This is a genomic window from Candidatus Spongiisocius sp., assembly GCF_965221825.1.
Taxonomy (GTDB): Bacteria; Actinomycetota; Acidimicrobiia; order Spongiisociales; family Spongiisociaceae; genus Spongiisocius.
Window position 1 is genome coordinate 3,091,268 of record NZ_OZ244917.1, and the last position, 13,716, is coordinate 3,104,983.

Consider the following 13,716-nt stretch of genomic DNA (forward strand, 5'->3'; position numbering starts at 1 on the left):
ATGAGGATGGTGATGCCGGTGGCCGGATCTCCGTTCTGCTCTCAGCGCCAGTCGAGTAGGACGCCGATCATGTCGCGCTCGGCAGCGTCGAGGTCCGCGAATGCGGCATCTATCTCCGCGGCGGGATAGGTATCAGTGTGCAATGCCTCCAACGCGAGCCTTCCCTTCGAGTGGAGCTCGAGCAGGAACTCGATGTTGGAGCGGCAGGTGAACCGGGTCAGGCGTTGGGCGGGGTCCTGGTACGGAGCGTTGCTGGTGCCGAGGATCGAGGCTTGCTTGTTGTAGAAGTCGGCCGAGAGGAGGGGTCCCACATCCTCGGGGTGCAGGGCGATGGCCACCATGCGGCCCTGGTCGTCGAGGATGCGCATGCCCAGGTCCAGGGGGGCCCGACCCACTGCCGCCTCGACCACCACGTCGATCCCGAAGGGCTGGAAGCACTCCATCAGCGCCTCCTCGAAGCCGTCCTCGGTGGGGTCGAGGACCAGCGCTCGGGGGAGCGCAGCAGCCGCCCGCCGGCGCCGGGCCGGGCTGATCTCGAAGCACGCCAGGTAGGCGCCGATGGCGTCGGCCACCAAAGCGGCGCCGAAGCCGATCAGGCCGAGACCGATCACCGCCACGTTGAGACCCGGGGTGAAGCCGCCCCGGCGGAGGGCGTGCAGTCCGAGGGTCGGTAGGTAGGCGAAGGCGGCGGCTTCGGTTTCGACGCCCTCCGGCACCTTGACGGCCTGCCATTCCCGGGCGTCGAAGACAGGTTGGTGCCGAGCCAGGGCGAAGACACGGTCACCCTCGGCAAGCGAGCCGACCCCCTCGCCGACCTCGACCACCTCGCCGACGAGGTTGTATCCGCAGTTGACCGGGTACTTGGCCTCCGAGGGTTGGTTGCTGGCGGTGATGCGGTATGCAGGCGCCACTCCCATCCCCTCGGTGGTGGCGGCGTCGATCTCGGCGAAGCTGTCCCACACCTCCTCGACCATGGTGTCCCCCCGGTAGAGGCGGAGCTCGGTGCCGGGGCTGATCAGGCTGACCAGGGTGCGGATGCGGACCTTTCCCGGCTCGACCACGTCGGGGATGGTGACAGGTAGCCATTCGAAGCTGCGGGACGCCACGATTAGAGGGCGGTCGACATCCATCTTCTTGCCTTCCTGTTGAGACGCCTAGGCGGGGTTCGGATCTTCGGGGAAGTAACAATGCACCTCGTGGCCCTCCACCGGGATCTCGGCGGGAGGGAACTGGCCCGAGCAGACCTCTTCGGCCTTCCAGCAGCGGGTCGTGAACGGACATCCGCTCGGAGGGTGCCGGGGGTTCGGAAGGGTTCCTTCGAGGATGATCCGCTCGCTGCTCTTCGTGATCATCGGGCTGGCCGAGAGCAAGGCCCGCGTATAGGGGTGGAGTCGGTGGTCCCTTACCTCGGCGACCGGGCCCTCTTCGACCTTGCGGCCCAGGTACATCACCGCCACCCGGTCGACCAGCCAGGAGACTGCCTGGATGTTGTGGCTGATCAGGATCACCGAGAGGTTCAGGGCATCGCGGAGTTCCGCCAGCAGGTTGAGGATCTGGTTCTGGACGCTGACATCGAGGGCCGACGTGGGCTCGTCAGCCACCAGGAGGGAGGGGTTCAGCGAAAGCGCACGGGCGATCGCCACCCGCTGGCGCTGGCCTCCCGACAACTCGGCGGGGAGCTTGTCCGCCGCGTCCCGAGGCAGGTGCACCATGTCGAGCAGCTCTTGCACTCGTGCGTCCCGTGCCGCCTTGTCGCCGACTCCGTGGATGATCAGCGGATCTGCCAGGGTGTCTCGTACTTTCAGGCGGGCGTTGAGGCTCGAGGTGGGATCCTGGAAGACGATTGCGACCTGGCGCGCGAAGCTGCGGCGGCGCCACCTGGCCGGCTGGGCCCAGACATCGGTCCCGTCGTAGATGATCCGACCTCCGGTGGGTCGGATCAGCCCGACCACGCAGCGGGCCACCGTGGACTTGCCGCAGCCCGACTCGCCCACCAGTCCCAGCGCCTCGCCCGGGGCCACCGTCAGCGAGAGGTCCTCCACTGCGTGAACCTTCTGCCGCCTGGGCGCCCGGTAGTGGTGTACCAGGTTCTCCAGCCGGAGCAGGACGTCGGGACCGGTGGTTGCCCCCTCCGGGCCGGGAGGCGCCGCGGCGGTGGGAGCGGGCCGGGATGTCATCCGGCGGCTCCCGCGTGTCCCCCGACCGGGAAGTAGCAGGCCAGGTCGTGTCGATCCCCGACGGACTCCAAGAGTGGGGGAGTCCCGGCGCAAGGGTCGCCGGCGTTGGCGCAGCGCTCGACGAACCGGCAGCCGGGAGAGAACTCGAGGGGACTCGGAACGACCCCCTCGATCGAACGGGCGGGCCGCTCCTTCGCCTCCAGGCTGACGATCGAACCCAGCAGCCCCGCCGCGTACGGGTGCCGGGGGTCGCGGACCAGCTCCTCGGTGTGCGCCGCCTCCACCAGTTGCCCGGCGTACATGACCATGGTGCGCTCGCACAACTCCTTCACCAGGGCCAGGTTGTGGGTGATGAGGATGGTCGTGAAGGACAGCTCGGCCTGCAGGGAGCGCAACAGCTCGACGATCTGGGCCTGGACCGTCTCGTCCAGGGCCGTGGTGGGCTCGTCACCGATCAGGATGGATGGCCGCCGAGCGAGCGCCAATGCGATCAGCACCCGCTGGCGCTGCCCGCCCGACAGCTGGAAGGGGTAGGCGGCGGCCATGGCCTTGGGGTTGGGCAGGTGGACCAGTTCCAGCAATTCGTACAGCCGGTCACGCCTGTGGTCGCCGTCGATCCGCAGTGCCTGCTGCAGCTGGGCCTTGACCGTCATCCCGGGGTTCAGGCTCATCAGCGGGTCCTGGTACACCATGCCGATCTCCCTGCCCATCAGGCTGCGGCGCTCCGTGGGAGACAGCCGGAGCACATCCTGGCCCTTCCAGCGGATGGAACCCGTGGCCTCCACAAGACGCGGTAGCAGGCCGATGACGGACAGGCCGGTCAGCGTCTTGCCGCACCCGGACTCGCCCACGATCCCCAGGTTCTCGCCCTCCAGCACCGAGAACGACACCCCCGACACGACCGGTGTGTTCCCGTAGGCATGCCGGATGTGGATGCTGAGGTTCTCGACCTCCAGGATCGGATTGCCCGCCGCTGCGTTCATCACTGCCCCAGCAGGTGCCGTCTGCCGCCGAGGCGGTCCGCCATGCTCTCCGCCACCGTATTGAGTGCCAGCACCGTGAGGAAGATGGCGAGACCGGGGAAGGTCGTGTACCACCAGGTGCCTGCGATCAGGTACTGGGAGCCGCCGTAGACGAGATTCCCCCAGGTGGGAGCGGGGGGAGGAAGACCGGCGCCCAGGAAACTGATGGAGGCTTCGAGAATGACGGCGTCCGCCGCCACCAGCGTGAAGAACACCAGCAGCGGCGTGGCGATGTTCAGGGACACGTGGCGCAGCAGGATGCGGAGTTGCGAACTCCCCATAGCTCTGAGGGCGGCGACGTAGTCCTCGCCCAGCTGGTCGAGGACCGCGGCGCGGATGTAGCGGGCCATGATGGGCGTGTAGACCACGGTCAGGACCAGCAGCAGGGTCCGGAATGACTGGCCGAATGCCGACGACACCACCACGGCCAGAACCACCGCCGGGAACGCGAACTGGATGTCCACCAGGCGCATCAGCACGTCGTTGATCCACCTGAGCTTCCGATTTCGGGATGTCGAGGCCGCCACCATCCCGATCGTTCCTCCCAGAATCAGAGCCAGCACCGGGGTCATCACGGCCACGAGAGCCGACATCCTCGATCCGTGGATCACTCTGGACAGAACGTCCCGGGCGATCTCGTCGGACCCGAAGATGTGCTCCGGCCAGTCGGGGCCGGTGTTGGGAGTGGTCAGGCCCACCGTGTATGGATCGTACGGAGACAGCCAGTGGGCGAAGATCGCCACGAAAATGACGAGCCCGACCCAGGCCAATCCAAGCTTGGCGCGAAATGGCAGCCGCCCCATCTTCACCGGACCAGTCGGAGCGGCCTTCATCGCAGCTTCCACCGACTTGGGACCAAATCGGATCCGTGGCCGGCGTTCGGGGCTGGGGTCGCGTGCTTCGCTCATGTCACGAACTCTCGCGGGCGCTCGGTTTGAAGATGAGGAACGCCACGTCGGCGGCCAGGTTGGAGAGGACGAACAGCATCGCGCCGACCAGGGCGATCCCGGTGACGATGTTGAAGTCGCCGGTTGTGGCGGAGTCGATCATCTTCCAGCCCAGGCCGCGGAGGTTGAAGACCCTCTCGACCAGCACCACGCCGCCCAGTATGTAGCCGGCCTGCAATCCGAGCACGGTCAACGGTGCCACCAGCGCGTTGCGGAGCACGTTCTTGCGGACTATCACCCGGTCCCGCAGTCCCATCCCGCGCGCAGTCCGAACGTAGTCCTTCTCCAGCTCGTCCAGCACCGAGGAACGCACCACGCGGGTCAGGAATCCGCCCACGGGGAGGGCTATCGATAAGGAGGGGAGGGTTAGTGCCCTCAACCACCCGATCTTGTCCTCGCTGAAGGGCACCCAGCTTCCGGCGGGGAACCACGTGACCCCTATGGGGTTCGCCAGGGCGAATGTGAGTATGAGTAGCAGAGCGAGCCAGAAGATCGGCATCGAGAGCACTCCCAGCGTTCCCGCCCTGACCGTGGAGTCCCACCAGCTACCCGCGAAATAGGCGGAACTCACCCCCAGTACGAAGGCGATCAGGGTGGCGAGGAACAACGCGAGCGCCGCCACCGATAGCGAGATCCCGATGCCCTCCCCGAGGATGGTCAGGACGGGCCGGTCGCCGTAGACGCTCAAACCGAAGTCGCCGGTCGAAAGGTCTCCCAGGTACCGCCCGTAGCGGATGAGCACCGGATCGTTGAGCCCGAATTCCTCGGCGAGCTGCTCACGCGCCTCGTCGCTGGCGTACAGCCCCAGACCCGCGTAGCGAGCGTCGACCGGAGAGAACTCCAGCATCACGAACACGTAGAACGTGATGCCGATGATGACCGGCAGGGCTTGGAGGAGGCGTTGCAGGATAAGCCTGCCCACCGCTCCCATCAGGCCCTACCGGCCTTTACCGATACCAAACCCGATATCGGCTCGGTTGCTTTACTTGGCTTGCCGATCCGGACGGCTACTCGCCGGACGGATGTACGCCGAACAGGGTCATGCCCAGGGTCTGGGGCATCTGGTAGCCGGCGACCGACTTGTGCCAGGCGTGGGCTATGGGCTGGAACAGGATCGGAACCGCACCGGCCTCGGTAACGAGTAGCTCGTTGGCCGCCGCGTACAGATCGTTCTGCTTGTCGAAGTCCGACTCCTCCAGCGCCTGGTCGAGCAGGTCGTTCAGCGTCGACGGCACGTTCTCCGTCTCGAAGCTGGCACCCTCGGCCCAGCCGCCCCACCAGCCGCGGAACAGGTTGTCCGGGTCGTAGGTGAACACCTCGAAGCCGATAGTGGCCACCCAGGCGTCGAACCGCGCCGGACCGCCGTCTTCAGGCTTCATGATGTCGGACACCCAGCGGGCGTCGATTGAGTCCACCAGCAACAGCGGGTCGAAACCGCCCTCCTGCATCGTCTGGGCCAGCAGGGGCGCCTGCGGGTAGACGTACGCCCACTCCACGACGCCGAGCTGGAACTGCAGGGGCTCGTTGTCCGGGTCGTAACCGGCCTCCCTGAGCAACTCCTTCGACTTGTCGGGGTCGAAGTTGTACTGCATCTGCGGCTCGCGGAACCGGTCGCTCTCCGGAGGGAGCGGCGACCGGGCGATCCGACCTTCGCCTGCCAAGCCGATCTCGATCAACTGCGGCGCGTCGATGGAGTACATCACCGCCTGGCGCACCAGCTGGTTGTCGAAGGGTGGCTTTTGGGTGTTGAAGAAGATCATCTCGAGGAACGTGGTCTCGCGAGCAACACCCAACTCGAGGTTCGGCGAGTCCTGGATTGCCCGGTAGAGCTGCGGGGACACGCCGTCCAGGATCTGCACCTGGCCGGCCTCGGCCTGGGCGATCCGGCCCGACAGTTCGGGGATGACGAGATAGGTGATGTCCTTGGCCGCCAGGGGCAGGGGACCCTCGTACCCGTCATACCGCTTGAACATGTTGATCTCGGTGTCGAACGGCGCCGCGACCATCATCGAACCGGATGAAGGTGTCGGTGCGAACGAGTACTCCTCGCCGCCCATCGCCTCCACCACGGCCTCGGGATAGGCGTTGACGGCGGACATCCTGTGGAACAGGACATCCTCCGGGACCTTCTGCCCCAGGTTGATCTGGAGCTCATCGTCGGCCACCACCTCGACCGACTCGATGAAAGACGTATACGCCGTGAAGGGCGACCCCAGCTCCTTCTCGGGCGCCAGCCGAGAGAAGCCGTAAGCGATATCGGAAGCCGTGATCGGGGAGCCGTCGGTGAAGGTCCGGTTGGTCCGGATCTTCACGCTGTAGGTGAGATCGTCCACCCTGGTGGGCATCTCAGCCGCCAGCGCGGGAACGAGCGACCGATCGGGGAGCTTGGTGAGCAGCCCCTCGAACGTGTGCTGGCCCGAGGCGAGGGCGCCGCCGGTGGTCCGGTTGTTGTCGAGCGATATCCAGCCGCCCACCTGCGACAGCGTGATGCTCTCGAACTCGGCCGGAGCTTCCTCCATCATCGCCGTGGTGGCGGTGGTTTCCGCCGCAGCCGTGGTGGCCGGGGCTGCGGTGGTGGCCGGTGCTGCGGTGGTGGCCGGTGTATCGTCCCCTCCGCAAGCCGCTAGCACGGTCGGAGCGACGGCGCCTACTCCGATCATGAGACCGCTTCGCTTTAGGAACTCTCTTCGGTCCATTGATTTGGGCACAACCACTCCTCCCGTTTGGGATGCTCGACCGGCGGTATACTAGGTGGAGATGTTAAGGGTCGGCAACTGATACCTGCGTCTTGTGGAGCATATACATTTGATGTTATTTCCAACATAGAAGATATGCCGGAATTATTTGGCGCAAAGACGTGTTTATGAGTAAACTATTATCACATGTTGCAATCCACTGATTCTGAGCCCTGTCAAGGCGTCGAAATGGTTGGATCAGCGGGCAACGAGCTGCGGGTAGGTGTCGATATCGGCGGCACATTCACCGATCTGATGATGATCGGCCACTCCGGGCAGGTCGAGATCGGCAAGGTGCTCACCACTCCCGATCCGTCGCGAGGGGTCGAGGAGGTGCTGGCACAGACGCTCGATCGCTCGGGTCACGCCGGCGCATCGGTCCGCCATCTTGTCCACGGGACCACCCTGGTCACCAATGCCATCATCGAGCGCAAGGGGGCCCGGACCGCTCTGCTCACCACTTCGGGGTTCAGGGACTCCATCGAGATCGGGCGCGAGCATCGCTACGAGCTGTACGACCTGAATCTGGAGCATCCCAGGCCGCTCGTACCTCGCCATCTCCGCTTCGACGTGCCGGAGCGGACCTTGACCGACGGGACGCAGACCATCGAACTTGGCGAGGACTACGTGGCGCGCCTGGTCCGTGAGCTGTCCGGGGCCGGCGTGGAGGCGGTGGCTATCTGCTTCCTCCACTCCTTCACCAATCCCGAGTCCGAGGAGCGGGCCCGGGACGTGGTTAAGGGCGAGGCCCCCGAGATGCGGGTTTCACTTTCCTCGGAGATCGTTCCCGAGATCGGTGAGTTCGAGCGGGCGTCCACGACCATCGCCAATGTATATGTCCAGCCGCTGGTCGAGGACTACCTGCATGGACTCCGCCGCCGCATGGAGAGGATCGGTTTCGAGGGTCAGCTGTTCGTGATGCTCTCCAGCGGCGGCGTGGCCACCCTCGACACCTGCGTCCGCTTCCCGATCCGGCTCCTCGAGTCGGGTCCGGCCGCGGGTGCGCTGGCGGCGGCGTCGGTGGGGACCGCCATGGGCCGCGACTCGTTGCTGTCCTTCGACATGGGGGGTACCACTGCCAAGCTGAGCGTGGTGGACGGGGGCGAGCCGCTGGTCACCCACGACTTCGAGGTGGACCGCCGCTACCGCTTCAAGAAGGGGTCCGGGCTTCCCGTCAAGGTGCCCGTGATCGAGATGATCGAGATCGGCGCGGGCGGGGGATCCATCGCCCGGGTCGACTCCCTGGGACTGCTCAAGGTGGGTCCCGACTCGGCCGGCGCCGATCCCGGACCGGTCTGTTACGCCCGCGGCGGTAGCTCCCCGACGGTTACCGACGCCGACCTGGTCCTCGGCTATCTGGACCCCGACTACTTCCTGGGCGGGGCCATGAAACTGGACGTCGCCGCTGCCGAAGCCGCCATCGCCCGGAGCATCGGCGACCGGCTGGGGATGTCGGTACCGGAGGCCGCCTGGGGGGTTCACCAGGTCGTCAACGAGGCCATGGCCAACGCCGCCCGGGTCCACGCGGTGGAGCGGGGGAAGAACCCCAGAGCCCTGCCGGTGGTGGCCTTCGGAGGCGCCGGACCGGTACATGGCTACGGCGTCGCCGAGTTGCTCGGGAGCGGCGAACTGGTGCTGCCCTACGGCGCCGGTGTCACCAGCGCCATGGGGCTCCTGGTGGCGCCGCTCGCCTTCGACTTCGTGCGCTCCTACTACGGAAGGCTCGACGAACTGGACTGGGGCGAGGTGAACGGCATCTTCGAGGAGATGGAGCGGGACGGGACCGACCTCCTGGTCGAGTCGGGCGCCGGCCCTGAGGAGATCACCCACACCAGGACCGCCGACATTCGCTACGTGGGCCAGGGCCACGAGATCCGGGTTCCGATCCCGGACGGGACGCTGGCGGTCGAGCACCGCCAGAGTATCTACGAGGAGTTCGACCGGGTGTACCGGAGCCTCTACGGCCGGGAGGGACCGCCCGTGGGTCTCGAGGCTCTCACCTGGAGGGTGGTGAGCCGCGGGCCACGGCCCATGCCGGTCGAGGCGGACAGAGGGAACGTGACCGGCGATACGGAGGCGGCCCGCAAGGGTGAACGCCCCGCCTACTTCCCATCCGAGGGGGGATACGTCACTACGCCGGTGTACGACCGCTACCGGCTGGGTTCCGGCTCGACGATGGCCGGTCCGGCGATCATCGAGGAACGGGAGTCCACCGCCATCATCGGACCGGGCGGCCTGGTAACCGTGGACGATCGGCTCAACATCGTGGTCTCGATGGGAGGGGGGACATGACTACCCGGACGCGGTTGGATGCGGTCCTCATCGAGGTGCTCTGGAGCCGGGTCCTGTCGGTCGTTAACGAGCAGCAGGTGGCCTTGCAGCGGACGGCCTTCAGCACCATCGTGCGCGAGACCCAGGACCTGGCGTGCGGGGTCTTCGACACCAACGGTTGGATGATGGCCCAATCGGTCACCGGAACCCCCGGCCACATCAACGCCATGGCCACCGGGGTGCGCCACTTCCTGAAGGAGTACCCGCCGGGCAGCCTGAGCCCCGGCGACGTGTTGATCACGAACGATCCCTGGATGACCGCCGGCCAGATCAACGACATAACGGTGTTGACCCCGGTCTTCAAGAACGGCATCGAGGTCGCCTACTTCGCCAACACCTGCCACGCCGCCGACATCGGCGGGCGGATACTCTCCGCCGAGGCCAGGGAGGTGTACGAGGAGGGTCTGCGTATCCCCATCATGAAGCTGTACGACCGGGGCGCCATCAACCAGGATCTGATCTCCATCGTCCGGGCCAACGTCCGCACCCCGGACGAGACGGTGGGTGATCTCTACGCGCAGACCTCCTGCAACGATGTCGGCGCCCGGGCGCTGCTCAGCTTCATGGACGAGTTCGACCTCGACTCCATCGATCCGCTTTCCCACGAGATCATCACCCGCTCGGAGGAGGCGATGCGCGGCGCCATCCGGGAAATTCCCAACGGCGTCCACGAGCACGAGACGTGGAGCGACGGCTTCGAGGAGCCGATCCTGATCAAGGCGAAGGTGACCATCGAGGACGAGGACATCCTCATCGATTTCGCTGGTTCGTCGCCGGAGAGCGTGCGGGGAATCAACGTGGTCTTCAACTACACCCACGCCTATGCCTCGTTCGCGATGAAGGCGGCCATCAGCCCCGATGTTCCCCACAATGACGGAGCCTTCCGTCCGGTGCATGTGTCGGCGCCTCCCGGTTCGATCCTCAACTGCCTCGAGCCGGCCGCGGTGGCCTCCCGGCACATCATCGGCCATTTCCTCCCCGGGGTGGTGTTCGGGGCGCTGGCGGAGGCCTTGCCCGACCGGCTCATGGCGCCCGGTTCCGACCCGATCTGGATCTCGATCTGGAGGGGGAGGCCCCGGCGGTCGGACGATCGGTTCACCTTCAGCCTCTTCCAGTGCGGAGGGGCCGGGGCCCGGGCGTCCAAGGACGGCCTCAACACGACCGGCTTCCCCAGCGGGGTGGCGGGGGTGCCGGCCGAGTCCGTGGAGACCCTCACCTCCATGGTCCAGCACCGGCGGGAACTGCGGACCGACTCCGGCGGACCGGGCAGGTTCAGAGGCGGGCTGGGGCAGTGGACCGAGATGGGCTGCGTGACCGACGAGGATTGGACGGTCTCGGGCATGGTCGATCGGATCTCCTACCCGCCCGAAGGGTTGCTGGGAGGCGGGTACGGAGCGGCCGGCGAGTTCCGGATCGACGGCACCGAGGAGGCTCAGCCCAAACGCCTGCTGGTGCTCGACCCAGGCAGCCGGGTCCAGCTCAACCTACCCGGCGGCGGCGGCTACGGAGACCCGTACACACGGGATCCCGAAGCGGTCCTATGGGACGTGATCGAAGGGTACGTGTCGGTGGAGGCGGCGAGACGCGACTACGGCGTGGTGGTCGAGTACCTGGGCAAGGACGACCAACTCGTGCGCCTCCCGGACGATTACCGCCTCGATCCGGAGGCCACCCAGGTCCTACGCCGTTCCTGACCGGGTAGGCCGTAACGGAAACTGTCAGGAGGAGACTGTGGAAGCGAACACAGAGATCTTTTTCGAGGTTACCGAGGCTGCGGAGGGTGGCTTCAATGCTCGGGCATTGGGCCATAGCATCTTCACGCAGGGTGAGGACTGGGCCGATCTGAAGGAGATGGTCAAGGATGCGGTGCTGTGCCACTTCGGCGACTCAGGCCGGCAAAGGGTCGTCCGGTTCCGTTTCTAACAGAATCGCAGCAAGTCGTCCAAGGCGTCCTCGACGCGGGCGAGGATCAACTCGGATATAGGTCCGAGGTCGCCACCGAGATCGGAATCAACCAGAGCGTCGTAGTACCGGGTCCGGTCCTCATACCGGATGATGATGCTGGGGAGGCCGGCCCGGATCAGTTCAAGGTTCATTACCGCCCGGGCAGTCCGTCCGTTGCCGTCCGAGAACGGGTGGATGTGGGTCAGCCAGGTCTTCAGCACGATGGCTCGGAGAAAGGCCTGACCGCCGTCGTTGGCTCTGGACCAGGCCTCCCAGTCCTCCATTGCGGACATGACCTCACGCCAGGTTCCGCGCGGCCGGTGTCCCGATCCTTTGATACGGACGGGTTGTGTGCGGATTAGGCCTGCTCCCGGAGTATCGCCAAGGATCAGCGCATGCAGTTCCTTCAGCTGTTCGATACCGGTGGGTAATCTGTCTTGGGCGAGCTCGACCATCCTCTCCAGGGCCATCGAGAGGTTGACGGCGTCCTTCGAGTAGGCGGGGTCATGTCCTGCGATGGTGACGCCCTTCATCACAGCCATCTCGGTCTCGGTCTCGCTTAGGGGGTTGCCCTCGATAGCGTTTGACTCGGCGATCTGCCGGAAGCGTGTGTCGCCGAAGTAGGCGCGCAACATCTGCTCCGAGAGTTGCCCTTCTTCCCTCAGGAGGTCTGCGCGGTCCTGGAGTTAGTTCGCTCTATCGAAGACCCACCTGCCCGTGTGCTCCAGGCTGTAGGGACTTCCATCCAGACTGACGGTCATCGTCGGTCCTCTGATTCCGCCCACCAGATGTTCTCCCTGCACCTGACTCACCAAGGTTCCTCGGCGATCATTGATCTGGCCGTCTCGTCGCTCCACCCCGCCTCATCCTCGGCCTGAGGTCGGCGGCGGTAACCCTCGACGATCGCTACATCTACCGAACGGCGCCGCTCGCGGTCAACCAGCGCTCGCAGGCCCCTCCGAACCGCGTCGGATCTCGACGTCACGGCGCCGTTTTCGACGAGCCTGTCTACTTGCTGGACCAACTCATCGTCAACGTGCGTAACCAGCTGTGTCATGCGATAAGTATGGCATTCCGCATAAACCCATTTCTGCAGCGGGGCCGGGCCAGGGCCTCCGCGTTTCTGGTCTTCTCTGCCGGATACGGGCCGAGGGCTTCAGGTGGCGATGTAGAGGTTCTTGAGTTCGGTGTAGTAATCGAGGGCGTCGGGACCGAGCGCCCGGCCGATGCCGGACTGCTTGAAGCCGCCGTAGGGCGTGGCGATCCGGACCGACCAGTTGGAGTTGACCGACAGCGTGCCGGCGTCCAGCGCCCGGGCGACCCGGAGTGCCCTGGCGCCGTTCTCCGTCCAGACCGAGCCGGACAGGCCGTAGATGGTGTCGTTGGCGATGGAGACGGCCTCCTCCTCGTCGTCGAAGGGCATCACGCAGGCGATGGGGCCGAAGATCTCCTCAGTCGCCGCGCGGGCTCCGGGCGAGTTGGGCGTCACGACCGTGGGCGCGAACCAGAATCCGGGACCATCCGGGGCGTTGCCGCGGGCCACCACGGTGGTGTCTTCGTCCAGGAACGAGGCCACCTTGGACCGGTGTTCTGCCGTGATCAGGGGTCCCATCTCGGTGGCCTCGTCCATCGGGTCACCCACCCTCATGGCGGCAACGTTGGCGGAGAGCAGGTCCAGGAAGACGTCCATGGTGCTGCGTTCCACCAGGATGCGGGAACGGGCGCAGCAATCCTGTCCGGCGTTGCCGAATACCGCGCCCGGCGCGGCCGCTGCCGCCCGCTCGAGATCGGCGTCGGCGAAGACGATATTGGCCGACTTGCCGCCGAGTTCGAGCGTCACCCGCTTGATGGTCTCGGAGGCGCGGATGCTGATCCGTTTGCCGACTTCGGTCGAGCCAGTGAATCCGATCTTGGCCACATCAGGGTGCTCGACGAGACGCTCACCCACCAGGCTGCCCGGCCCGGCCAGCACCTGGAAAACGCCTTCGGGCAGGCCCGCTTCCAGCGCGATGCGTTCGAGTTCGATAGCCGTTAGCGGTGTGAGTTGCGCCGGCTTGAGCACCACCGTGTTACCGGCTGCCAGGGCGGGCGCCACCCCCCACGAGGCGATGGCGAGAGGGAAATTCCATGGTGTGATCAGACCGACCACGCCCATCGGTTCTTTGAAGGTCATGTTCACGCCGCCGGGTACGGGGATCGTCTTTCCGGTGAGGCGCTCGGGCGATCCGGCGTAGTAGGCGAAGGTGGCCGCCACCATGCCCACCTCTCCCAAGGCATCGTTGATCGGCTTGCCCACGTTGCGTGACTCCAGTTGCGCCAGCGACACCGCCTGCTCCTCTACGGCTGCGCCGACGCGTCGTAAGATGGTGGCCCGGTCGCCGGCGGCGACGTTTTGCCACGTCGCGAAGGCTGCCTTAGCCCTGGCGACGGCTCTGTCGGCATCTTCGGGGCCAGCGGATGGAAGCCGGGTGATGACCTGCTCGGTCGCTGGGTCGATGACCTCGATGGAGTTTTTTCCGACCCGATCCATTCCTGACTCCCATCTGACGAGGTGGATGGC

12 protein-coding genes are annotated in these 13,716 nt (G+C 65.9%); 3 read left to right on the forward strand and 9 right to left on the reverse strand.

The genetic code is table 11. The features are described 5' to 3' along the window. Positions 1–41 precede the first annotated feature (41 nt). The 6 genes from ACOQPD_RS14250 to ACOQPD_RS14275 all read right to left on the reverse strand — a co-directional run bounded on the left by ACOQPD_RS14250 (position 42) and on the right by ACOQPD_RS14275 (position 6,806). The gene (locus ACOQPD_RS14250; RefSeq protein WP_420612624.1) at positions 42–1,130 is read right to left on the reverse strand and encodes a zinc-binding dehydrogenase; all 1,089 of its coding nucleotides are present in this window, start codon (positions 1,128–1,130) and stop codon (positions 42–44) included. A 24-nt stretch (positions 1,131–1,154) separates the two neighbouring features. Continuing rightward, positions 1,155–2,105 carry an ABC transporter ATP-binding protein gene (locus ACOQPD_RS14255; RefSeq protein WP_420614396.1) on the reverse strand — a complete coding sequence of 317 codons (951 nt, stop codon included), beginning with the start codon at positions 2,103–2,105 and terminating at the stop codon, positions 1,155–1,157. A gap of 68 nt (positions 2,106–2,173) precedes the next feature. Further along, entirely contained in the window at positions 2,174–3,160 is a 987-nt protein-coding gene (locus ACOQPD_RS14260) for an ABC transporter ATP-binding protein (RefSeq protein WP_420612625.1), read from the reverse strand. Further along, positions 3,160–4,107 carry an ABC transporter permease gene (locus ACOQPD_RS14265; protein WP_420612626.1) on the reverse strand — a complete coding sequence of 316 codons (948 nt, stop codon included), beginning with the start codon at positions 4,105–4,107 and terminating at the stop codon, positions 3,160–3,162. The genes ACOQPD_RS14260 and ACOQPD_RS14265 overlap by 1 nt, the downstream gene beginning before the upstream one ends. A 1-nt stretch (position 4,108) precedes the next feature. Continuing rightward, positions 4,109–5,068 carry an ABC transporter permease gene (locus tag ACOQPD_RS14270; RefSeq protein ID WP_420612627.1) on the reverse strand — a complete coding sequence of 320 codons (960 nt, stop codon included), beginning with the start codon at positions 5,066–5,068 and terminating at the stop codon, positions 4,109–4,111. A gap of 85 nt (positions 5,069–5,153) precedes the next feature. Then, positions 5,154–6,806: an ABC transporter substrate-binding protein gene (locus tag ACOQPD_RS14275; RefSeq protein WP_420612628.1), complete on the reverse strand. Its 1,653-nt coding sequence runs from the start codon at positions 6,804–6,806 to the stop codon at positions 5,154–5,156. Between the two features lie 264 nt (positions 6,807–7,070). On the opposite strand from ACOQPD_RS14275, the gene ACOQPD_RS14280 reads away from it, so the two are divergent. From ACOQPD_RS14280 to ACOQPD_RS14290, 3 genes are read left to right on the forward strand one after another with little or no spacing between them, the layout of a single operon-like run. Beyond that, a complete protein-coding gene (locus ACOQPD_RS14280) occupies positions 7,071–9,173 on the forward strand; it encodes a hydantoinase/oxoprolinase family protein (RefSeq protein WP_420612629.1) in 2,103 nt (700 codons plus the stop codon). Continuing rightward, on the forward strand, positions 9,170–10,906 hold the full coding sequence (locus ACOQPD_RS14285) for a hydantoinase B/oxoprolinase family protein (protein WP_420612630.1): 1,737 nt from the start codon (positions 9,170–9,172) through the stop codon (positions 10,904–10,906). The genes ACOQPD_RS14280 and ACOQPD_RS14285 overlap by 4 nt, the downstream gene beginning before the upstream one ends. Before the next feature lie 37 nt (positions 10,907–10,943). Then, positions 10,944–11,135: a 2-oxoisovalerate dehydrogenase gene (locus ACOQPD_RS14290; RefSeq protein ID WP_420612631.1), complete on the forward strand. Its 192-nt coding sequence runs from the start codon at positions 10,944–10,946 to the stop codon at positions 11,133–11,135. Here the strand turns inward: ACOQPD_RS14290 and ACOQPD_RS14295 are convergent. The 3 genes from ACOQPD_RS14295 to ACOQPD_RS14305 all read right to left on the reverse strand — a co-directional run bounded on the left by ACOQPD_RS14295 (position 11,132) and on the right by ACOQPD_RS14305 (position 13,686). Next, positions 11,132–11,788 (reverse strand): Fic family protein, encoded by a 657-nt coding sequence (locus tag ACOQPD_RS14295; protein WP_420612632.1) that lies wholly within the window; start codon positions 11,786–11,788, stop codon positions 11,132–11,134. The two genes, ACOQPD_RS14290 and ACOQPD_RS14295, sit on opposite strands and share 4 nt — an antisense overlap. Before the next feature lie 176 nt (positions 11,789–11,964). Further along, entirely contained in the window at positions 11,965–12,213 is a 249-nt protein-coding gene (locus ACOQPD_RS14300) for a ribbon-helix-helix domain-containing protein (RefSeq protein WP_420612633.1), read from the reverse strand. 99 nt (positions 12,214–12,312) lie between these two features. Next, positions 12,313–13,686 carry an aldehyde dehydrogenase family protein gene (locus ACOQPD_RS14305; protein ID WP_420612634.1) on the reverse strand — a complete coding sequence of 458 codons (1,374 nt, stop codon included), beginning with the start codon at positions 13,684–13,686 and terminating at the stop codon, positions 12,313–12,315. Positions 13,687–13,716: the final 30 nt, after the last annotated feature.

Excerpts from the sequence above, each read along its gene's own strand:
- ACOQPD_RS14250 (WP_420612624.1), bottom strand. The coding sequence starts at position 1,130 with ATGGATGTCGACCGCCCTCTAATCGTGGCGTCCCGCAGCTTCGAATGG.
- ACOQPD_RS14300 (WP_420612633.1), bottom strand. The coding sequence starts at position 12,213 with ATGACACAGCTGGTTACGCACGTTGACGATGAGTTGGTCCAGCAAGTA.
- ACOQPD_RS14260 (WP_420612625.1), bottom strand. The coding sequence starts at position 3,160 with ATGAACGCAGCGGCGGGCAATCCGATCCTGGAGGTCGAGAACCTCAGC.
- ACOQPD_RS14265 (WP_420612626.1), bottom strand. The coding sequence starts at position 4,107 with ATGAGCGAAGCACGCGACCCCAGCCCCGAACGCCGGCCACGGATCCGA.
- ACOQPD_RS14280 (WP_420612629.1), top strand. The coding sequence starts at position 7,071 with ATGGTTGGATCAGCGGGCAACGAGCTGCGGGTAGGTGTCGATATCGGC.
- ACOQPD_RS14305 (WP_420612634.1), bottom strand. The coding sequence starts at position 13,686 with ATGGATCGGGTCGGAAAAAACTCCATCGAGGTCATCGACCCAGCGACC.
- ACOQPD_RS14285 (WP_420612630.1), top strand. The coding sequence starts at position 9,170 with ATGACTACCCGGACGCGGTTGGATGCGGTCCTCATCGAGGTGCTCTGG.
- ACOQPD_RS14275 (WP_420612628.1), bottom strand. The coding sequence starts at position 6,806 with ATGATCGGAGTAGGCGCCGTCGCTCCGACCGTGCTAGCGGCTTGCGGA.